Below are 20310 nucleotides of genomic sequence, written 5' to 3' on the forward strand. Positions count from 1 at the left end.
CACCACAGCAATCTCGTCCGGAGTCACGCACACTCAACGCCACACCCAGCCCACAGGACACGCACCACCACAACCGACCTGACCAAGCCCTACTAGGGCGCAGGCGCCGAACTCCCGGACGGTGCGAGGCCGGGTCCAAGAGCGCCGTGCCCCCTACCACCGGACGAGTCAGTTGCCGCCGACCGTCCTGCCGTGCAATCGCCTGCCCGCTCCGCAGAATGTCGTCACCGGTGACCGATCACCGTCAGCACCTTGGTCCGGCTCGGTCCTCCTGAGTCCGCCCGGGCGCCGAAGCCGCGGATGTTCCGCAGGACCGGCTTCCCCCTGCCCGTGAACCGGATCCGTCCGGCGGCCCGGAGCCGCCCCTCACCTTCTCCGGTCGCCGACCGTGCCCCGCCGGCATGGACCGAACGCCTCCGCATCGGTCGCGGCGGCACCACGTCTGTCACAGACCCGGGTGCCACTCGGTCAGGGAACCAATAGGCGCAAATCGGGTCGTATTCGTGCCCCATCCGACTCCGTGACCGAGCACGGAGATCCGGCGCGAATTGCCGATATCACCGCTCCGTCACATACCTGAGGGCAGCAGTTTGATGATCGACACCGAGAAGGTAACCATCAGTAATCGACAGAACACACGTGTGCCGTCCGAGTCGGCGGTCGCCATGTGCGACAGGACGGGGACGGTGGTCGCCTGGACGGAGGCCGCCGAGCGGCTGCTCGGGTACTCCGCCTGCGAGGCGGTGGGCCGGTCCGCGGCACTCCTGCTGCCGCGCTCCGAGGAGGCGCCGACGGCATCGGCGTTCCTCGAGCAGTGTGCTGCGCACGACGGCTGGTCGGGCACGACCACGGTTCACCACCGGGACGGCCACCTGCTGAACGTCGTCCTGCGGGTCTCGATGCTGCGGGGGCGGGACCGGACGATCCAGTGGCTCGTGTCCGTGACCGACGTCGGTACGCTTGCTCCGGACTCCTCGGAAGCCAGGAGCAGGATGCGGGAGTCGCAGCTCACCCGTGCACCGATCGGCATCGTCGTCCGTGATGCACGTCTGCGGTGCATCTGGGTGAACGACACGATGGAGGGCCACGACGGCATCTGCCCCGAACGGCGGCTCGGTCGTCGTTTCCCCGAGGCGCTGCCCGGTTTCAAGGCGGAGGCACTCGAGACGGCGATGCGCCAGGTACTGGAGAGCGGCACCACCAGGCTCCACGAGTACCGGATGTGGCTGGCGTCGAGTCCACGCCGGGAGCACTCCATGGCCGCCTCGTGCTTCTGTCTCCAGGGAGCCCACGGCGAGGCACTGGGAGTGTGCACCATCAGCATCGATGTCACCGAGAGCCGGCAGGCGCGGGAGCGTCTCGCCGTCCTGACCGAGGCCAGTACGCGGCTCGGCGCCTCCCTGGACGTCATGCAGATCAGCCAGGAACTGGCCGAACTCGCCGTGCCGCTGCTCGCCGACTACGTCGTCGTCGACCTCGAGCAGTCGATCCCGTTCGGCGAGGGGCCCCCGGCCCGCAGCGGCCCCGTCGACGGCCGCCTTCCCGCCTTCCGGCGCGCAGGTCTCGCCTCGATCAACCACGGGGTCCCCGAATCGCCGTGGGTGCGCGGGGAGCCCGTCCCCATTCCGTCCGGCTCGCCCTTCGCCGACGTCGTGCGCACCGGGCAGTCCCATCTGGAGCCGATACTCAACACCGCTCCGGGCACCTGGATCGACGAGGACCCGGTCCGGGCGCAGATGATCCAGGACCACGGCATGCACTCGCTGATGATCGTGCCCATCCGGGCCCGGCGCGCCCTGCTGGGCATGGCGTTGTTCATCCGTGCCAAGGACCCGGTTCCCTTCCAGGAGGTCGATCTGCTCCTGGCCGAGGAACTCGTCGGCCGCGCCGCGCAGTCGTTGGACAACGCCCGCCAGTTCACACGGGAACACACCGCGGCGCTCGCGCTCCAACGCAACCTGCTGCCCCACCGGTTGCGGGGCGGCACGGCGGTGGAGGCGGCCTCGCGCTACCTGCCCGCCGACATCGACAGCGGTGTCGGCGGCGACTGGTTCGATGTGATCCCGCTGTCCGGCGCCCGGGTCGCCCTCGTCGTCGGCGACGTGGTCGGACACGGCATCAACGCCGCCGCGACCATGGGCCGGCTCCGGACCGCGGTGCAGACGCTCGCCGACATGGAACTGCCCCCCGACGAGCTGCTCGCCCACCTCGACGACACGGTCCAGCGGCTGGCCGAGGAGGACGCAGACGACCCGGACCACACCTTCACGGTCGAGGGCGCCACATGTCTGTACGCCGTCTACGACCCGGTCACCCGGACGTGCAGCATCGCGCGGGCCGGGCATCCGCCGCCGGCGATCGTCGATCCGCAGGGCCGGGTCGTCTTCCCCGACCTTCCCAGCGGAACCCCGCTCGGCATCGGGCTGGGAATCCCCTACGAGGCCGTGGAGATGGAGCTCCCCGAGGGAAGTCTGCTCGCTCTGTACACCGACGGCCTGATCGAGTCCCGCGACCACGACATCGAGATGGGGATGCACCGGCTGGCCACCGCACTGACACAGCCGAGCCACTCCCTGGAAGAACTCTGCACCCGCGCGACGGAGACCTGCCCTGGTCAGGCACCGTCCGACGACATCACGCTGCTCCTGGTGCGGACCCGCTCGCTCGACCCGGACCGGGTCGCCTCCTGGACGCTCCCGAGCGACCAGACCGCCGTCCGCAGCGCCCGCCACATGGCGGCCCACCAGCTCACCGAGTGGGGCCTGGAAAACCTCGAGGACCCCACGACCCTGATCGTCAGCGAACTGGTCACCAACGCCCTGCGCCACAGCACGGGCCCGATCGGACTGCGTCTGATCCAGCACCAGGTCCTGACCTGCGAGGTGTTCGACACCAATGTCTCCTCCCCGCGCATGCGGCACGCACAGGCCACCGACGAGAACGGCCGAGGACTCTTCCTGATCGCCCAGCTGTCCCGCAGATGGGGCACCCGCTCCGTGTCGGACGGCAAGGTCGTCTGGGCCGAAGCGGACCTGGCGCCATCGCACGCATGAGGCCGCGGGGCGGAAGCACCCGGCGGCATGCCCGGGCGCGGCCCCCGGTCCACGGCCTGCCGGGCTCCCGGGAGCCGGTCAGACGCTCATGCCGAGGACGACGGCGACACACAGGCCCATCATGACCGCGGTCAGCAGCGTCATCGCGGCCAGCGTTCCCCTGCGCCAGCGCGTCAGGCGGGTGCGGTAGCGCGCTTCCGCCGCGGCGATGCTGTCGGCGATGTGCCGGGTCACCATGTGCGCCACATAGGTCTGTTCCTCTACGTACCACCGCTCGATGTCGCCCGTCTGCTCCCGGGTCAGATCGGGCATCCGCGCGGTGAAATCCGCCACGCGCCGCTGTGCCGCGTGCAGATGGGCCTCCCTGTACAGGAAGTCCTCGATGTCGCTCAGGCCGCGTGCGGCCTCCTCACTCGCGTCCATGGTGTGCTCCAGTGCGTACGGAGAGCCCCCGCCCGGTGGTACCGGATCGGGGCAGGCGGAAGATCAGGGATGCGCGACGGACACGGGGGTCCGAGGTCGGTGGCGTCCGCACCCCACCGTCGCACCACCGTCGACAGCCGTGTCCCGGGCGGTCGGGTCGGCGACATGGCGTACCGGGCGGCAACAGCGGTGTGCCGCGGCCCGCCCGGGGGTGACTCCACAGCCCCCACCGGGCGGGCACACGCATGGTCCGACCGTTCGCCGCCGCTCACCACGGGGGCGAACGGCGCACGCTCATGCCATCACCGCACACACGCCGGTACCGCTCGGCGGCCGAGGCGATCGGATACCCCGGCGTGCTCAGGCGGCGGTGGGATCGCTCTCGCGGTTCTCGCCGGTGCGCTGCGGAATGCCCCTGGCGACGAACGCGTCGCGCGGGTGCTGCACGGAGGCGAGCGAGACGAGATCCCGGCCGAACGCGGCTGCGGTGAGCCAGACGGCGAGGACACGGACCTTGCGCTCCCACGAGGGAACGGCCAGGACGTGGTAGCCCCGGTGCATCAGCCAGGCGGGAAGTCCCTTGATGACCAGGCCCTTGTACTGGAAGATGCCCCGTCCCAGACCCAGCGTCGCCACCACTCCCAGGCTGCTGTGGCGGTAGTCCCGCACCCTGCCCCCGCGCAGGTCGGCCACGATGTTCTTGGCGAGTCGCTTGCCCTGCCGCACGGCGTGCTGCGCGTTCGGCACGGTGTGCGCCCCGGGCACGCTCGACGCCAGGTCGGGAACGGCCGCATCGTCCCCGGCCGCCCACGCCTGAGGTACGGGATCACTGTCGGTGCCCACTCGGAGATCTGCCCGGACCACGAGCAGACCGCGCTCGTCGACCGGCAGATCCGTGTGGTTCTGCACAACGGGGTTCGAGGCGTTGCCGGCGGTCCAGACGATCAGTTCCGAGTCGAACTCCTTTCCGTCGGAGAGCACCACGTGCCCGTCCACGGCGGAGACCAGTTGCGTGTTCAGGTGCACATGGGCGCCGCGGCTCTCCAGGGAACGCACCACCCAGGCACCCGGCTTGTCGCCCACCTCGGGCAGGATGCGGCCCCGGGCCTCGACCAGATGGAAGGAGAGGTCGTCCATGCTCAGTTCCGGATAGGACTTGAGCATCGCGGTCGCCAACGACAGCAGCTCACCGAAGCCCTCGACACCGGAGAACCCACCGCCCACGAAGGTGACGGTGAGCAGCCGCCGGCGTTCCGCACCGGGCGGCAGCGTCGCGGCCTGGTCGAACGCGGTCATCAGCCGGTCGCGGATGGCCACCGCCTCTTCCACGTGCTTCAGCCCGATCGCCTGCTGCGACAGCCCGGGGATGGGGAAAGTACGGGTCACGGCGCCGGCGGTGACCACCAGGGTGTCGTAACGCAGTTGCTGGTCGGGGCCGTTGACGGGACGGACGGTGGCGGTCCGGTCCGCGTGGCTGATCCCGGTCACACTCCCCGCGATCAGCCGGGTCCTGCGCAGGTGCCGCCGCAACGACACGGCGGCATGACGTGCCTCGACCGAGCCGGCCGTCACCTCGGGCAGGAACGGCTGGTAGGTCATGTAGGGGCGCGGGTCGACAACAGTGACCCGCGCCTCACCCGCACGCAGCTTCTTCTCGAGGCGCCATGCGGTGTAGAAGCCCGCGTAGCCGCCACCGACGATCAGAATCTCACGCATGCTGTCCTCTGTTCGTTGTTCGACACCCTTTAGACAGGGCGGCTCGGGGTGGTGTGACACGCGGAGACGGTGAAAAACCTCACCGGTCGCTGGGCAGGTGCGGCGCCCGCTCGGGTGTCGGCCGTGCGGCCGCACGTGCGGGTGGCCGATACGACCTCGCCCGGCGCGGGCGAACTGCACCCGCGCCGGGCGGAGACGAGCCGTTCATCGGCCGGGGATCGCCGTGCCGTGCGACCCCGGCGTGGGTGTTCCCGGCGGCGAACCGGGACGTGCGAACGCCGGCCCCTGCGAACGGCGTCAGTCGATCACGGCGGCGCGCCAGGTCTCCTCGTCGGCGTCCAGGAGAGCCGACAGGAGGGCCGGGTCCGGCAGCGGGCCGTGGTCGGCGGCCACTCTCAGGGCCGAGGCCGCGGTCAGATGACCGAGGCGCAGCGCGCCGTCCACGGGCAGTCGCCGCAGCAGTCCGCTGAGGAATCCGGCCGCGAACGCGTCGCCCGCGCCGACCGGTTCGGCGACACGCACCTTCAGGGCGGGCACGCTGTGGACGGCGTCCCCGACGAAGGCGGTGGCGGCGCGGTCCCCGTCCTTGACGACGAGGACGCGCGGGCCGGACAGGAGATCACGCACGTCCTCGGCGTCGGTGATCCCGTCGCCCCACAAAGCCTGGGCCTCGTCGAGGCCCACCAGCACGATGTCGGCGCGGTCCGCGAGCGGGCGCAGCACGTCCGCGGCGGAGCGGCCGGCCCACAGGGCGGGGCGGTGGTTGACGTCGAAGCTGACCGGCCAGGGGCGGTCGGGACGCAGCGCCCGTTCGACCAAGGCCCGGCAGCCGGGCGACAGGGCGGGGGTGATCCCGCTGAGGTGCACGAGCGCGGCGTCCGCGAGCGCCGGGTCGTCGAGCACATCGGGGGTGAGCGCCGAAGCGGCCGATCCGGCGCGGTGGTAGTGGACCCGGGTGCCCTGCGGGCCCGGGTCCTTGAGCAGCAGTCCGGTGGGTCGTTCGGGGTCGACGCGTACGCCGCTCACGTCGACGCCGCCCGCGGCGATACGGGCGCGGACGCGGCGGCCGAAGGGGTCGTCGCCGACCGCGGAGACCCAGCGGGCGGGGATGCCGTGGTCGGCGAGGTAGAGGGCGACGTTCGACTCGGCGCCCGCGACGTCGACGCGGAGCAGCTCGGCGCCGTCCAACGGCCCGAGCGGGTCGGGGGCGAGGGCGGCCATGGTCTCGCCGACACAGACCACGGGGCCGTGACGCAGTGGCCGGTGGGTGCTCATGATGGGTTTCCTAGCGTGTGTCGGCGCGGTCCGCCGGCTGCGCGGTGGCGGGGACCGCCGGGCGGTAGGGGGCGGCCGGGACGCCGGGGACGTCCACCCGGACCGCGAACACCGCGCCGTCGAGGGGTCCGGGATCGGTCAGGCCGATGAGCGCACTGGTGACCAGCAGCGTACGGCCGTCGGGGCCGCCCAGGCAGACTCCCGCGGGCTGACCCGCGGGCAGGTCGACGATGCGGTCGAGGGTGCCGTCGGGGCGGTAGCGGTGGACCTGCCTGGTGCCCCAGACGGCGGTCCACAGGCCGCCCTCGACGTCGGTGGTCATGCCGTCGGGGCTGCCGGACTCGACGGTGACGAAGGTTTCCGGAGCGCCCGGGTCGCCGCTCGCCGGGTCGACCGGGTAGCGGCGGATGACGCCGCGGGCGCTGTCGGCGAGGTACATGAGGGTGCCGTCGGTGCTGAAGGCCGGGCCGTTGGGGATCGTGACGTCCCGCAGGACACGGGTGACGCGGCCGTCGCGGTCCAGGCGGTAGAGGGAGCCCGCGCCGTCGGTGCCCTCGTACGCCATGCTGCCGGCCCAGAAGCGCCCGTGCGGGTCGGCGACTCCGTCGTTCATGCGCATCGCCACGGATGCGTCGTCCTCGGGGCGCGCGATCCAGTCGACGCGGCCCTCGGGGTCGATACGGCAGATGCCGGTGCCCGCCGCCGCGACCCAGTGGCCGGGACGCCCCTCCACCGGTGCCACGGCGCCCAGGGGGCAGGGCAGTCGAGTGATCGGGACGAGGGGTGCGTCGGGCTCGTCGGGCAGGGCGAGCAGCCGGCCACTGAGGATGTCGGTCAGCACGGTGCGGCCGTCCGTCCAGCGGATGCCCTCGCCCAGTTCCAGGCGGTCGGTCCCGAGGACCGAGGGGGCCGTCATGGACGGACCTCCGAGCGCACGACGTCCAGGAACGCGCGGGCGCGCTCGCGCAGGGCGGTGAGATCGCCGCCCGCGGCGGCGTCGCCGACCAGGGGCGATCCGACGCCGACCGCTGTGGCTCCCTCACGCAGGTAGTCGGCGGCCGCGATCGCGTCCACTCCCCCGACGGGTACGAACGGCAGGTCCGGGAAGGGGCCGCGCAGGTCCTTCAGATAGCCGGGGCCCCCGGCGCTGCCCGCCGGGAACAGCTTGAGGGCGTCCGCGCCGAGCCGCTGTGCCTGGAGGATGTCGGTGGGGGTCATCACACCGGCGAGCACGGGCAGTCCGAGTTCCCGCCCGGTGGCGATGCCGTCGCTGACCGCCGGCGTGACGATGAACGCGGCGCCCGCCTTGTGGGCGGCACGGGCGTCGTCGGAGCTGAGCACGGTTCCCGCGCCGAGCGTCGCGTCGGGGCCGAGCGCGGCACGGGCCCGCGCGATGACGTCGAGCGCGTCGCGCCCGGAGAGGGAGACCTCGACGAGGGTGACGCCCTCCTCGGCGAGGGTGAGCACGGTGTTCAGCGCGGCGTCCGGATCACTGCCGCGGACGATGGCGAGCAGCCGGTGCGCGCGCAGCGCGGCGAGCAGGTTCATCCGGCATCCCTTCTGGTGACGGGGGTTCAGGGTCGGCGGGTCGCGGTGATGGTGAGCCGCCAGGTGACCTCACCGGTCGGCGGTACGACGGCGGTGTCCCCGTCGTCGGCCGCGGCACGGTCGAAGACGCGGCCGAGCATCGGCTCGACGCCGATCGAACGGTAGGGCGCGTCCTGGGGGAAGCCGCCGAGGTTGCGCCAGAGGGCGACCGCGACCGGCTGGCCGTCGGCCTCGACGGACAGATGCAGCGTATCGGCGCCCTCGTGCACGGCCACCCGGGGGGTGAGCACGACCGCTCCGACGGCGCTCCCGTCGTCCGGGCCGAGCCGGTCGAGGGGTACGCCGTCGACGGTGGGCCAGACCCCGGCGGTCCAGCGGTCGCCCTCGTCCGGGTAGAGCCGGGTCACCGCGGGTCCGACGGCGCCGATCCGAGCGGCCTCGGAGAGGTCGAGCAGGGCGTGGGCGGCCCACACGAACCGGTACCCGGGCTCTGCGGCGAGCGTGTAGTTGGCGACGACCGCGTTCTCCCGCTCGCGGATGCGCCGGGTCAGGCGGAAGTCGGGGCACTCCACGACGTCCTCCTGACCCGCCCTGCGCCAGGGCCGCGACCAGGCGTCGCCGTGGTCGGGCAGTCCGCGCACGGTGGGCACGCACTCCTCCAGCCCTCCGGCGTCGGCGAAGGGGTCGCCGGGCCGGACCGCACGGCGACGGGGCTCGTCACGGTGCCACAGCCACTCACGGCCGCCGGCGGTGAGCGATGTCCAACGCCCGCCGTGGTCCGCGTCGGTGAGGACGCGGACGGGCAGCGGCGTGCCGCTCACCATTCGGCGAAGGAGCCGTCGGCGTGCCGCCAGACGGGGTTGCGCCAGGCGTGGCCGGACCGGTCGGCGGCCCGCACCGCGTCCTCGTCGACGGTGACGCCGAGTCCGGGCATTGCGGTGCGGTGCGCCTGGCCGTCGACGAAGCGGAAGGGCTCGGTGTCGACCAGGTAGGACAGCAGATCGGCGTCCTTGTTGTAGTGGATGCCCCGGCTCTGCTCCTGGATCAGGAAGTTGGGTGTGGCGAAGGCGACCTGGAGGCTGGCGGCGAGCGCGATGGGGCCGAGCGGGCAGTGCGGCGCCAGATGGGCCCCGAAGGTCTCCGCCAGCGAGGCGATCCGGGTGACCTCCGAAATGCCGCCGGCGTGCGACAGGTCCGGCTGGGCCACGGCGACGCCCGCCGTCAGTGCGGGCAGGAAGTCGGCCCGCCCGTAGAGCCGTTCACCGGTGGCGAGCGGCACGGGCGAGGCGGAGACCAGGCCGGGCAGCAGATGCGCCTGGTCGGGCAGGACGGGTTCCTCCACGAACAGCGGGTGCAGCGGGGCTATCTCGTGCAGCACCCGGCGCGCGTTGGCGGCGGCGAAGCGACCGTGGAAGTCGACGGCGACGTCCCGCTGCGGGCCGAGGGCCTCCCGGGCGGCCGCAACCCGCTCGACGACGGCGGCCGTGTCGGCGGCGCTGCCGATCGGCGGGGTGCGTCCGGCGGCGTTCATCTTGACGGCGGTGAACCCGGCTTCGACCTGGGCGGTGACCTCCTCCTTGAGCCGCTGGGGCTCGTCGCCGCCGACCCAGGCGTACACCCGTACCGTGTCGCGGACCGGCCCACCGAGCAGGGTGTGCACCGGCACCCCGAGGGCGCGGCCCGCGATGTCCCACAGTGCCTGGTCGATGCCGGCGACGGCGCTGGAGAGGACCGGGCCGCCGCGGTAGAAGCCGCCCTTGCTCAGCACCTGCCAGTGGTCCTGGATACGCAAGGGGTCCTGGCCCACCAGGTACTCCGACAGCACCTCGACGGCCGACCGGACCACCTCGGCCCTGCCCTCCACCACCGGCTCGCCCCAGCCGACGACGCCGTCGTCCGTCTCGATGCGGCAGAACAGCCAGCGGGGCGGGATGAGAAAGGTCTCGACGCGCGCGATCTTCACTGTGCCTGGCCGTCCTTCTGCTCGGGTGAACCGTCCGCGCCCTCGGGCACGTTCGGGCCGCTGACCTTGTCGAGATCGCGCGTCGCCTGGTCGAGCAGGGCGCGCATGGCGCGTTCCGCGGCGTCCGGGTCCCGGTCGCGCACGGCGTCGAGGACGGCGCGGTGGCTGGGGACCGGGTCCTCGCTGTGCGGGGCGCTGTGCACAAGCTGGTCGCGCTGGGCGAGGCCCGACTCGATGACCATCTCCATGCGTTCCAGCAGTTCGTTGTGGGTGGCCGCGAGGAGCGCCCGGTGGAAGGCGAGGTCGGCCTCGACGGCGTGGTTGGCACCGCTCACCTCGCCCATGGCGGTCAGTGCCGCCGCCAGGGCCTCCAGGTCGTCGTCGGTGCGGCGGGCGGCGGCGAGCCGCACGGCGGCGGGTTCGATGATGCCGCGGACCTCGCCGAGGTTGCGCAGCAGCGCCAGGTCGGCGCCGGTGCCGCTGCTCTCGGAGAACTGCCAGCGCAGCACGTCGGCGTCGAGCAGGTTCCAGTCCGAGCGGGGCCGGACGAAGGTGCCGCGCTTCTGCCGGGCGTCGACCATGCCCTTGGCCGCGAGCACCTTGAGCGATTCGCGCAGGGCCGTCAGGCTGACGTCCAGCTCGCTCTGCAGAGCCGCCATGTCGAGCGTCGCTCCCTCGGGGATCTCGCCGCTGAGCACCCGGCGAGCGAGGGTCTCCACGGTCTGGCCGTGCACTCCGCGGCGCGCGTATGGCGTCATGTGTTTGCCTTTCTTGCTGTTCGGTCGGTGGCCGGTGCGTCCGGTTCCGTCAGGCCGAGGCCTTGGTGACGCTCCAGCCGCCGTCCACGAGCAGGCTCGATCCGGTGATGTAGGAGGCTTCGTCGGCGGCGAGGAAGGCGACGGCGGCGGCGACCTCCTCGGGGGTGCCGAAGCGGCGGGCCGCGGTCTCGGCGACGCTCGATTCGCGGTCGGCCTCCGGGACACGGTCCCAGGCGGCGGTCAGGATCGGTCCCGGCAGCACCGCGTTGACGCGTACGTCCGGGCCGTACTCGACGGCGAGTTGACCGCACAGCGACAGCAGTGCGCCCTTGCTGGCCGCGTACGCCGGGTGGCCGGGGATGCCCCGGTGGGCGTGCACCGAGGAGACGAGCACCACGGCCCCGCCGTGCTCGCGCAGATCCGGCAGGGCGGCCCTGACGCCGAGGAAGGCACCGGTGAGGTTGACCGAGAGCTGCCGCTCCCAAGAGGCCAGGCTGGTCTCGTGTGCCGGTGCGACGACCACCGTGTACGCGTTGCTGACCAGGACGTCCACGGGCCCCAAGCCGTGCGCGGTGGTGATCACCCGCTGCCAGTCGTCCTCGCTCGCGACGTCGGCGGCGACGAAGAGGGCCCGGGCCCCGTCCTTGCGCAGCCGCTCGGCGGTCTCCTCGCCGCGCTCGGCGGCGATGTCGACGAGGACGACGGCCGCGCCCTCAGCGGCGAGGCGTGCCGCGGAGGCCGCGCCGATGCCCGACGCGGCACCCGTGACCACGGCGACGCGGTTGGTGAAGCGGGCGGCTGGATTCATGGGGTGGATCTTCTCCTGTTCGAGAGGCCGGTGGGGTGCAGATTCTTCCGCTGTCGTCACTGACGGGCCAGAACGGCCAACTCCGCGTCGTGCTCGGCGGTCCACGCGAACGGCAGGCCCGTATGGATCAGATACGCGCCGCTGTAACGGGTGTTGGTCACGGTGTCGGTGTAGACGGCGTCCGGGGCGAGGTCCCGCAACCGCAGGCGGGCGGGCCGTCCGGGCAAGAGGGGCGCGCCGTCCAGCGGGCCGGTGTTCCAGGCCGTCACCACCACACGGTCGCCGCCCGTTTCCTCGAACTGGACACCGCATGTCGGGTCGGCGGGGCTGCCCAGCAGATGGACCTCGCCGTGGTGGACCACGTCCCGGATCTCCTTGTAGCAGGCGATCCAGCGCGCGGCTTCGGCACGCTGCTCCGGTGTCCAGTGGCGGATGTCGGCGCCGATTCCCAGTACGCCCGCCATGGAGTTGACGAAGCGGAAGGCCAGCGAGCGCGGCCGGGGGTCGAAGACGCCGGGGGCGTCGGTGACCCATGAGCTCATCGTGTGCGGGGCGTGCGCGTGGAGGTAGCCGTACTGGGTGCGCAGCCGGTCCATGGGCGCGGTGTTGTCGCTGGGCCACACCACGTCGGTGCGGGCGATGGTGGCGTGCTCGACGCGCGCGCCGCCGCCGGCGCAGCCCTCGACCGTGACGTGCGGGTGGGCCGTGCGCAGATGGTCCAGGACGCGGAGGTAGCCGGCGACGTGCGCGGCGTCGAGGTCCTGCCGCTCCGCGTCGGGGCCCGCCGGGTGGCCGGGGCGGCCGCGTTCGGTGGGCGGCCGGTTCATGTCCCACTTGAGGTAGCCGATGGCGTGCGAGCCGAGCAGCCGGTCGAGGGTGGCGATGACGAAGTCCTGGACGTCCTCACGGCCGAGGTCGAGCAGGAGCTGGTTACGCACGAGCGTGGCCGGGCGGCCGTCGATCCGGTAGACCCAGTCGGGGTGTTCGGCGTAGAGCTTCGAGCGGGGGCTGATGCCCTCGGGCTCGACCCACAGCCCGAAGTCCATGCCGAGAGCGCGGACGTCCTCGATGAACCGGTTGAATCCGCCGGGGAATTCGGCCGGGTCGGGGTCCCAGTCGCCGAGGCCGCCGGTGTCGTCGGGGCGCCCGGTGAACCAGCCGTCGTCGACGACGAAGAGTTCGGCGCCGAGCTCGGCGGCGACCTTGGCGAGCTCCAGCTGGTCTTGGGCGTCGACGTCGAAGCCGGTGGCCTCCCAGGAGTTGTAGAGGACCTTGCGCGGCCGGTCGATGCGCTCGCCGGTCAGGTGCCGCTCGTAGCGGTGCCAGACGCGGGCCAGGCCGTCGAGACCGTCCGGGCTGAAGGCGCAGGCCAGACGGGGCGTGACAAGCGTGGTGCCGGGGGCCAGCCGGACGGCCCCTTCGTGGGGCACGCGGCCGGCCCGTACACGCACCGCGCCGCCGGGCTCGGCATCGGCGGTGATCCGCCAGTTGCCGGACCACTCCAGCGCGATGCCGTAGGTGGGGGTGGCTCCCTCGGCGGGGGCGGCGGCGTCCTGGATCGCGAGCCAGGGGTGGTAGGCGTGGCCCGCCGAGCCCTGGGTACTCTCCATCTCGAACCGTCCGCGCTCCAGTTCCACGTCCTTGAGCTGGAACTCCTGCGACCACTGGCCGGCCAGATACGTCAGCCGCGCGCCGCCCTGGACGGGCACGTTGACCGCGGCGGAGTCGAAGCGTTCCAGGCGCACCCCGTCGTCACCGGTGCAGGTGAGCTCCGTCCAGCGCAGGACGACGTCGGTACCGGGCACCGTCTCGTAGCACAGGGTGGTGTGCAGCCCGATGAGGTCGTCGGCGAACTCCAGGCGCAGCGCACGGTCGCCGTCCTGCGTGGCACCGGTGAACCGCCACCAGCTGCCGCGGTCGCCGCCGGGGCGGGCGGCGACCAGGTCGGCACCGGTGAACGGCCGCAGCCCGTACGGGATGTACTCGGCCGGCGCGGCGTCGGCGGGGGTGATGAAGTGGGTGCGGCGCGACCACTCCATGGGCGACGGTCCGTCCTCGGCGCCGTGCGGCCCCCAGGCGGCGAGTTCGGCCCAGCGTCCGTCGCCCCCGAGGGCGACGGCGTAGGTGGTGGTGTCGGTGCGCAGCAGCCACCGGTCGGGCGCGGTCACTTCACGGCTCCGAGGTTCAGTCCGGCCACGAAGTGGCGCTGGAAGCGGAGGAAGACGGCCACCGTCGGGGCGGCGGCGATCACCGAACCGGCCGCGATGACGTTCCACATGGACACGTACTGGCCCTGCAGTCCGATCAGCGAGGCGGTGATGGGCATCTGGCTGTCGGTGCGCAGCACCGTGATGGCCCACAGCAGGTCGTTGAAGATCCAGGTGAACGACAGGGCGGTCAGCGCGGCCAGCGCCGGGCGGGCCAGCGGCAGGATGATCCGCCAGTAGATCTGCCACGGGCCCGCGCCGTCGATGACGGCGGCCTGCTGGATCTCACCGGGGATCGACCGCATGAAGCCGTGCAGGACGAACACGTAGAAGCCGACGCCGAAGCCGACCTGCACCCCGATCAGGGCGTACAACTGGTCGTAGATGCCGAGCACTTCGCTCAGCTTGGACACCGGGATCAGCAGGATCTGCGGGGGCAGCAGGTTGCCGCCCAGCATGAGCAGCAGCAGGACACGCCTGAAGGGCATGTCGTAGCGGCTGAGCGCGAAGGCCGCCATGGAGGCGAGGCCGAGCGACAGTGCCACGGTGGGGATGGTGACCAGCATGCTGTTGATGAGGGCGCGCTGCTGGCCGCCGTCCACCCACGCCTGGCGGAAGCTGTCGAAGGTGAACGAGTGCGGCCAGCTGCCCACTCCGTGCGCGGCGATGTCGTCGAACGTCCGGGTGCTGGTGATGAGCACGAGGACGATCGGCAGCAGCCACAGTGCGGACAGCAGGCTCGCGGTGAGGTGGAAGCCGGTGGTGCGCAGCTTGCGGCTGTGCAGCCAGGAGCGGCGGGGCGCCGCGACCTCGGCGGGGCCGGCCTTGCTCTCGGTGTCCTCGCTGTGCGCGGTGGCGTGGGTGGCGGTCATCAGTCGGCCTCCCGGAAGGCGCGCACGAGGTAGCTCACGATGACGCCGAAGGCCAGCACGAAGATGACGACGGCGAGTGCGGAGCCGTATCCCAGCCGCAGGGACTGGAACGCGGTGGAGTACATGTAGGTGCTCAGCAGTTCGGAGGAGTGGTAGGGGCCGCCGCGGGTGAGCGCCCACACCACGTCGAACGAGCGCAGCGAGTCGATGACGATCACCGACAGGACGACGGCGTTGACGCTGCGCAGCTGTGGCAGTGTGACGTACCGGAACTGCTGCCAACGGGAGGCGCCGTCGACCTTGGCCGCCTCGTAGAGGGCGGGGTCGATGCCCTTGAGGCCGGCCAGGTACAGCACCATCACATAGCCGACCTGGCGCCACAGCGCGGGCACGATCACCGCGTAGAAGGCGGTGTCCTGGTCGGCGAGCCAGGCGTGCTTCCAGCCGCCGAGACCGATGGCCTCCAGCACGTTGTTGATCAGGCCGTCCGGCTGGTACATGGCCTGCCACACCAGCGCGGTCGCGACCAGTGAGAAGACCACCGGCAGGAACAGCGCCGCCCGGTAGAACCCGATGCCGCGCCGCTCCTTCTGGAGCAGCATCGCGGCACCGAGCCCGAGTGCGGCGGAGAGCCCGCCGAAGAGCAGCAGCCACAGCACCGTGTTGATCGCGGCGGTGCGGAAGACCGCGTCGTGCACCATCTCGCTGTAGTTGCCGAGGCCGACGAACTTCGGGGCGGCCAGGCCGTCCCAGGACGTCAGGGAGAGGTAGAAGCCCTGGAGCGCCGGCCAGAAGACCCAGAACGCCTCGGCGAGCAGCGGGATGAGAACGAAGGCCAGGACCACGGGGGGCACCCGCGTGGCCCTGGACCGTCGTGTGGAGCCGATCAGCGCCATTGTCACTGGCTCCAGATCTTCTGTGCGCTGCGCTGCCACGTGGTGAGGATCGAGCCGATCTCCTTGGGCTTGGCCAGGTAGTGCACCAGCGCCGTGTCGGCGGTCGGCTGGAGGGCGTCGCTGGAGTCGCGGTTGAAGAACTGGGTGATCTCGGCGGCGCTCTCGACGAGCTTGCGGCCCTTGGCGACGAGCGGGGTGCCGGCGTCCTTGGCGTCGGGGTGGGTGGGCAGCACGGTGCCCGAGGAGCTCTTGATGTACAGCTCCTGCGACTCGGCGGTGGCCAGGTAGCGCAGCAACTCCTTGACGCCGTCGGCGCGCTTGGTGCGGGCGCTGGCGAAGTAGCCGTCGGTGGGCGCCTCCTCGGCGACCGGCACCTTGGGGTCGATGATGGGGAACTGGAAGAAGTCCAGGTCGCCCAGTGCGTCCTTGGGTGCGGCGTCGGCGAAGAAGGTACCGATGAGCATCATGCCTGTACGACCCTGGAGGAGGGCGGTGGTGGCGTCCTGGAAGGGGATCGCCGTGCCGTTGGGGTCGAAGTAGGGGCGGGCCTCGTCCCACTTGTCGAAGACCTTGCGGACCTCGGGGTCGTCGAACCGGTGCTTCCCGGCGAGGAGTTCGCGGTGGTACGTGGCACCGTTGACGCGAATGTTGAGGTAGTCGAACCATGCGGAGGCGACCCACGGGGTGTCGCCGCCCGCGCCGAGGCCGATCGGGGCGACGCCCTTGCTCTTGAGCTTGTCGCACAGGTCGAGGAACTCGTCCCAGGTCTTGGGCTCCTGCACGCCCCACTTCGCGAAGTTGGACTTGCGGTAGAACATGCCCCACCAGTAGTAGCTGGTGGGCACGAAGACCTTCTTGCCGCTGGAGGCCGAGGTGCACAGCTTCTTGAGCGCGTCGGAGTAGCCGGCGAGCTCGGGCTTCGTCCAGATGTCGTCGAGCTCGAGGAGCAGGTCCTTCTTCGCGTACGACTCGGCGACGGAACCGGGGTACCAGGTGTAGGCGTCCGGCGGGTTGGCCGACGTGAGGTAGGTCGGCAGCTGCGTGCGGAAGGTCTCCGACGCGACGGTGTTGAGCTGCGCCTTGGTGTCGCCGCGCTTGCCGAAGGCGGCGACGATCTGCTCCATCGCGGTCTTGGCCTGCGGCGAGGAGAGGTTCGACTGCAGGGTCACGGGGCCGCCGGACTTTCCTCTGGAGGCGGACGGGCTCTGGGTGACGCAGCTGCTGAGCAGCGCGCCGGCGCCGACTGCGCCCGTTCCTATGAGGAATCTGCGGCGGGTGGCGTTGAAGGCGGTCATCTGTGCACTCCCTTGGTGCCCACGGAACGGAGCTTGAGGCCCCCTGACGGCCCGGCTCCGGGCGCGGCAGGCACAGCCTGGCGCAGTGGTCAGGGGGCCGTCAAGATTAATTACTAATTTATTTTCGGAGAGTGTGCCCCCAGGGCCGGAGAAGACCCCGAGGCACACCTGTCACTGCCGGGCGATGCCGGGTCGAGCGGTCGTACGGTGATGCGGTCTTGCGGTGATGCGGTCTTGCGGTAGGCGGGTCGACGCAGGTGGAGCGGGTCGACGCAGGTGGAACAGGGTGGAACAGGGTGGAACGGGTTGACGCGGGTGGAACAGGGTGGAGCGGTTGGGCGCCGAGCTCAGAGCTTGGTCTGGTGGACGCGCCCGTCCACTCCACGGAAGGCGGCCAGCACGCCGCCGTCCGACCCGGCCACGGCACCGAGCGCGCCGTCGAAGGCACCGCTGACGAACTGGTCGACCTTGCTCCAGCCGGCCCAGTCGCCGGACGCCGTCCAGCTGCGCTGCCAGAGCGTGTAGTCACCGGCACGGGCGTACAGGTGCAGCGTGTCCCCGGAGACCACGAGCGTCGGGCTGCCGCTGGTCGTGCCGCCGAGAGCCGTCCATTCCGACCAGGTGCCGGCGGCGTCGCGGGTCCGCGTCCATACGGAGTCGTCCGGGGTGCGGACGGCCACGTGCAGCCGGCCGGCGTCGTCCACGACGCCCGAGGGACGGCCGTAGAACGCCTTGTCCTGCGGGGCGCCCTGCGAGGTCCAGCCGGAGGCCGGGCCGCGCGACCACAGTTTGCCGTCCGCACCGCGGGCGAAGAGCGTCCAGTCGTCAGGACCGGCGAACGCGGCGGTCGGCGCGTCCGTCAGCCTGCCGCCCAGGCTCTGCCAGCGACCCCAGTGCCCGTTCGTGAACACGCGCCGGTAGGCGGCATCGTCGGTGCCGCGTACGAAGACGTCGATCCGTCCGCCCGACGAGGCGTACGCGGCGGGCTGGCCGAGGAAGCGGTCGTGCGTCGGGCCGCCCAGTTCGGTGGTACGGGACTTGGACCAGTCACCGCCGCGCGCGGTCTGCGCCCGCAGCGACCCGTCCGCGCCACGGGTGAAGGCGGTCAGGGTGTCACCGTCGCGCACCAGCGCCGGACTCGCCGAGGAACGGCCGGGCAGCTGCGCACCGGGGGCCTCGTCGGTGCCGGTCAGCTTGAGGAAGGCGGTGCCGTGCGCGGGGACGTGCACCGTGTACGAGCCGGAGAACGTGCCGCGGGAGATGCGGGCCCGCAGGTCACGAACGGAGACCTTGCCCGCCAGACCGGCGTCGGCGAAGTTCACCGTGCGGTCCTGCGCCTGGTCGGACCGGTTGAGCAGGACGACCGCCCGCTTGCCCGCGCCCTGGAGCACCTTGCTGTAGACGTCACCGACCGAGTCGGTGGCCACACGGGCACCCTGGATGCCCAGCGGGTCCTGGTCGACGGCAAGGATCTCGGGGTTGCGCAGGGTGTCGAGCATGGACTCCGGCAGGGTGCGCGGGTCACTGCCGATGACCAGCGGCGACGCCATCTCGGCCCACATCACGAACTGCGTGGTGGACTCCTCCTCCGTCAGCTCGTAGCCGCCCTCGGCGAGCTTGCGCATCGGGACGAGGTAGTCCGGGTCGTTCCAGTGCCCGGGCCCCTGGGCTTCGGGGTGCCAGGCGTTGGCGTCCATGCTGCGCAGGATGTTCGGCCACTCCCCCGCGGTGGGGTTGCCCCAGGCCAGGTCGGTGCCCGTGCGCCAGGAGTCGGCGGTGGTGGGCCCGTAGACGAAGGCGTTGTGCGCATCCTGCTCGGGGGTGTGCGGCATGCCCCAGTCGTCGGTGAGCGGGTTGCACAGGTTGAGCAGCATCTTACGGCCGGTCTTGGCGACGGCGTCGCTGAACTGCTTGAAGGCCGGGCCCGGGTCGAGCCCCGCGCCGATGCCGCAGAGGAAGTCGACCTTGATGGCGTCGACCTTCCAGCCGGCGAACTGGCGGGCGTCATCGTCGTAGTGGCCGCGGCTGCCCAGGCCGCACCACTTGCCGCCGTCGTACTCACCCGCGTCGGTGTAGATGCCGGCCTTCAGGCCGCGCTTGTGGAGGTAGTCCACCAGCGCGGGTATGCCGGAGGGGAAGCGGGTGGGGTTGGCCACGAGCCGGCCCGTCTGCGGATCGCGAGGCTGGTCGGCCTGCCAACCGCCGTCCAGCCACACGATGTTGTAGCCGCTGTCGCGCAGCCCGCTGCTGACGAGGTAGTCGGCGACCTTCTTGACCTGGTCCTCCGTCGGGGCGCCGAGCCCGTAGTAGGTGTTCCATCCCATGTACGGCGTGGGGGCGAGGCCGCTGTCGTAGAACTGCGGCGCGCCCTGGTCGTCCGCGGCGTGCGCCGCAGGAACGGCCGACCCGACCAGTACCGCTGCGCCGAGCACCGCCGCGGTTCGCCGCACGCGCGCCATGTCTGCACGATGCGAAGCCACTGAAGTCTCCCGAGAGTTGGGGGTGCGAGACACCCCGCTCCGTTCATCCCGGGCGCCGGTGCCACGGCGGAAACTGTGCCCAGAGCCCTCAAGCCTGTCAATATTAATTGCTAATTAACTTAAAAACGGGATCTCGAAGTGACGTAGCCGCTGCGCCGTCGAGGGTTCCCGCGGGCCATGGCGATGCCCTGCCCCGCGCGGGTACGCCGAAGCCGCCGTACGACCTGCCTCATGGCCGTACGGCGACTGTGGCGCCCGTCAGGTACTGTCCGGGCCACATCCCCTCACGCGGTGACGTGTTGCCCGGACTGCGCACGGTCCGCGAGCGGCGTGCGGGCCGGAGCCCACGCCGGGTCGGGGTTGCGCTCAAGCACCGACGGCGGTACGTCCGGCCATGTAGATGCGGGTCTGTTCGGCAACGCGGCGGCCCAGGTGCTCGGCGGTGGCTATGTCCGCCTTGTGGACGTCCTCGGGACCGTGGTCGGTGTGGGTCTGGGCGCCCGCGCCCAGGTAGAAGCCGAGGCGGTTGAGATCGTCCTCGGAGGCGGTGGAGCTGTTCCAGCCCGGGTGCAGGCCGAGGTTGACCCATGTCATGCCGTGCTGGGCCGCCAGGACGGTGAAGTACTGGAGTGTGTGCAACTTGTCACCGCTCTTGGCTCCGGAGTTGCTGAAGCCGGCGGCGAGCTTGTTCTTCCACGAGTGGACGAACCATCGCTTGGAGGTGGTCTCGGCGAACTGGTGGAAGGCGCCGGACGCCGTACCCATGTAGGTCGGCGAACCGAAGACGATCGCGTCGGCCGCGTCGAGCAGCCCCCACTGCTCGTCGGTGATCTCGTCGACCTTGATCAGGTGGACGACGGCTCCGGCCTCCGCGGCGCCGTCACGCACGGCCTCGGCCAGCACCGTCGTGTGGCCGTAGCCGGAGTGATAGGCGATCGCGACGACAGGGGTAGTCATGAAGGTTCTCCTCCTGGCAGTGGGGGGTGACGACTCCCTCCGGGAGCCGAAGGCCGACG

General features: G+C 71.5%; 16 protein-coding genes. 1 reads left to right on the forward strand and 15 read right to left on the reverse strand.

Translation table 11 applies throughout. The features are described from left to right. The first annotated feature begins 641 nt into the window (after positions 1-641). Positions 642-3053, forward strand: a complete 2412-nt coding sequence (locus ADL25_RS25925; RefSeq protein WP_267889277.1) for a SpoIIE family protein phosphatase — start codon at positions 642-644, stop codon at positions 3051-3053. 78 nt (positions 3054-3131) lie between these two features. On the opposite strand, the gene ADL25_RS25930 is transcribed toward ADL25_RS25925, so the two are convergent. The 15 genes from ADL25_RS25930 to ADL25_RS26000 all read right to left on the reverse strand — a co-directional run bounded on the left by ADL25_RS25930 (position 3132) and on the right by ADL25_RS26000 (position 20251). Continuing rightward, positions 3132-3476, reverse strand: a complete 345-nt coding sequence (locus ADL25_RS25930) for a hypothetical protein (protein WP_059130237.1) — start codon at positions 3474-3476, stop codon at positions 3132-3134. A gap of 360 nt (positions 3477-3836) precedes the next feature. Continuing rightward, positions 3837-5192: an NAD(P)/FAD-dependent oxidoreductase gene (locus tag ADL25_RS25935; protein ID WP_059130238.1), complete on the reverse strand. Its 1356-nt coding sequence runs from the start codon at positions 5190-5192 to the stop codon at positions 3837-3839. A 297-nt stretch (positions 5193-5489) separates the two neighbouring features. Further along, positions 5490-6467, reverse strand: a complete 978-nt coding sequence (locus ADL25_RS25940) for a sugar kinase (protein ID WP_059130239.1) — start codon at positions 6465-6467, stop codon at positions 5490-5492. 10 nt (positions 6468-6477) lie between these two features. Then, a complete protein-coding gene (locus ADL25_RS25945) occupies positions 6478-7383 on the reverse strand; it encodes an SMP-30/gluconolactonase/LRE family protein (protein WP_059130240.1) in 906 nt (301 codons plus the stop codon). Beyond that, positions 7380-8015, reverse strand: coding sequence for a bifunctional 4-hydroxy-2-oxoglutarate aldolase/2-dehydro-3-deoxy-phosphogluconate aldolase (locus ADL25_RS25950; RefSeq protein WP_059130241.1), 636 nt, complete (start codon positions 8013-8015; stop codon positions 7380-7382). The genes ADL25_RS25945 and ADL25_RS25950 overlap by 4 nt, the downstream gene beginning before the upstream one ends. Before the next feature lie 26 nt (positions 8016-8041). Next, positions 8042-8839, reverse strand: a complete 798-nt coding sequence (locus ADL25_RS25955; protein WP_059130242.1) for a hypothetical protein — start codon at positions 8837-8839, stop codon at positions 8042-8044. Next, the gene (gene dgoD / locus ADL25_RS25960) at positions 8833-9978 is read right to left on the reverse strand and encodes a galactonate dehydratase (RefSeq protein WP_059130243.1); all 1146 of its coding nucleotides are present in this window, start codon (positions 9976-9978) and stop codon (positions 8833-8835) included. The genes ADL25_RS25955 and dgoD overlap by 7 nt, the downstream gene beginning before the upstream one ends. Further along, entirely contained in the window at positions 9975-10736 is a 762-nt protein-coding gene (locus ADL25_RS25965) for a FadR/GntR family transcriptional regulator (protein ID WP_059130244.1), read from the reverse strand. Before ADL25_RS25965 ends, dgoD begins: the two co-directional genes overlap by 4 nt. A gap of 49 nt (positions 10737-10785) precedes the next feature. Continuing rightward, positions 10786-11544 carry an SDR family NAD(P)-dependent oxidoreductase gene (locus tag ADL25_RS25970; protein WP_059130245.1) on the reverse strand — a complete coding sequence of 253 codons (759 nt, stop codon included), beginning with the start codon at positions 11542-11544 and terminating at the stop codon, positions 10786-10788. Positions 11545-11600: 56 nt separating this feature from the next. Then, the gene (locus tag ADL25_RS25975; RefSeq protein WP_059130246.1) at positions 11601-13712 is read right to left on the reverse strand and encodes an alpha-galactosidase; all 2112 of its coding nucleotides are present in this window, start codon (positions 13710-13712) and stop codon (positions 11601-11603) included. After that, the gene (locus tag ADL25_RS25980; RefSeq protein ID WP_234381039.1) at positions 13709-14623 is read right to left on the reverse strand and encodes a carbohydrate ABC transporter permease; all 915 of its coding nucleotides are present in this window, start codon (positions 14621-14623) and stop codon (positions 13709-13711) included. The genes ADL25_RS25975 and ADL25_RS25980 overlap by 4 nt, the downstream gene beginning before the upstream one ends. Continuing rightward, a complete protein-coding gene (locus ADL25_RS25985) occupies positions 14623-15519 on the reverse strand; it encodes a carbohydrate ABC transporter permease (protein WP_059130247.1) in 897 nt (298 codons plus the stop codon). The genes ADL25_RS25980 and ADL25_RS25985 overlap by 1 nt, the downstream gene beginning before the upstream one ends. 2 nt (positions 15520-15521) lie before the next feature. Then, positions 15522-16814: an ABC transporter substrate-binding protein gene (locus ADL25_RS25990; RefSeq protein ID WP_059130248.1), complete on the reverse strand. Its 1293-nt coding sequence runs from the start codon at positions 16812-16814 to the stop codon at positions 15522-15524. Between the two features lie 347 nt (positions 16815-17161). Further along, positions 17162-19273, reverse strand: a complete 2112-nt coding sequence (locus ADL25_RS25995) for a glycoside hydrolase family 27 protein (RefSeq protein WP_059130249.1) — start codon at positions 19271-19273, stop codon at positions 17162-17164. A 387-nt stretch (positions 19274-19660) separates the two neighbouring features. Further along, on the reverse strand, positions 19661-20251 hold the full coding sequence (locus ADL25_RS26000; protein WP_059130250.1) for a flavodoxin family protein: 591 nt from the start codon (positions 20249-20251) through the stop codon (positions 19661-19663). Positions 20252-20310: the final 59 nt, after the last annotated feature.

Origin of the sequence: Streptomyces sp. NRRL F-5122, assembly GCF_001507435.1 — a bacterium.
In the GTDB taxonomy this organism is placed as follows: Bacteria; Actinomycetota; Actinomycetes; order Streptomycetales; family Streptomycetaceae; genus Streptomyces; species Streptomyces lannensis.

Bases quoted from the DNA above. Each gene is read 5' to 3' on its own strand.
- ADL25_RS25945 (WP_059130240.1), bottom strand. From the start codon at position 7,383: ATGACGGCCCCCTCGGTCCTCGGGACCGACCGCCTGGAACTGGGCGAG.
- ADL25_RS26000 (WP_059130250.1), bottom strand. From the start codon at position 20,251: ATGACTACCCCTGTCGTCGCGATCGCCTATCACTCCGGCTACGGCCAC.
- ADL25_RS25990 (WP_059130248.1), bottom strand. From the start codon at position 16,814: ATGACCGCCTTCAACGCCACCCGCCGCAGATTCCTCATAGGAACGGGC.
- ADL25_RS25950 (WP_059130241.1), bottom strand. From the start codon at position 8,015: ATGAACCTGCTCGCCGCGCTGCGCGCGCACCGGCTGCTCGCCATCGTC.
- ADL25_RS25970 (WP_059130245.1), bottom strand. From the start codon at position 11,544: ATGAATCCAGCCGCCCGCTTCACCAACCGCGTCGCCGTGGTCACGGGT.
- ADL25_RS25955 (WP_059130242.1), bottom strand. From the start codon at position 8,839: ATGGTGAGCGGCACGCCGCTGCCCGTCCGCGTCCTCACCGACGCGGAC.
- ADL25_RS25965 (WP_059130244.1), bottom strand. From the start codon at position 10,736: ATGACGCCATACGCGCGCCGCGGAGTGCACGGCCAGACCGTGGAGACC.
- ADL25_RS25935 (WP_059130238.1), bottom strand. From the start codon at position 5,192: ATGCGTGAGATTCTGATCGTCGGTGGCGGCTACGCGGGCTTCTACACC.
- ADL25_RS25940 (WP_059130239.1), bottom strand. From the start codon at position 6,467: ATGAGCACCCACCGGCCACTGCGTCACGGCCCCGTGGTCTGTGTCGGC.
- ADL25_RS25995 (WP_059130249.1), bottom strand. From the start codon at position 19,273: ATGGCGCGCGTGCGGCGAACCGCGGCGGTGCTCGGCGCAGCGGTACTG.
- ADL25_RS25930 (WP_059130237.1), bottom strand. From the start codon at position 3,476: ATGGACGCGAGTGAGGAGGCCGCACGCGGCCTGAGCGACATCGAGGAC.
- ADL25_RS25980 (WP_234381039.1), bottom strand. From the start codon at position 14,623: ATGACCGCCACCCACGCCACCGCGCACAGCGAGGACACCGAGAGCAAG.
- ADL25_RS25985 (WP_059130247.1), bottom strand. From the start codon at position 15,519: ATGGCGCTGATCGGCTCCACACGACGGTCCAGGGCCACGCGGGTGCCC.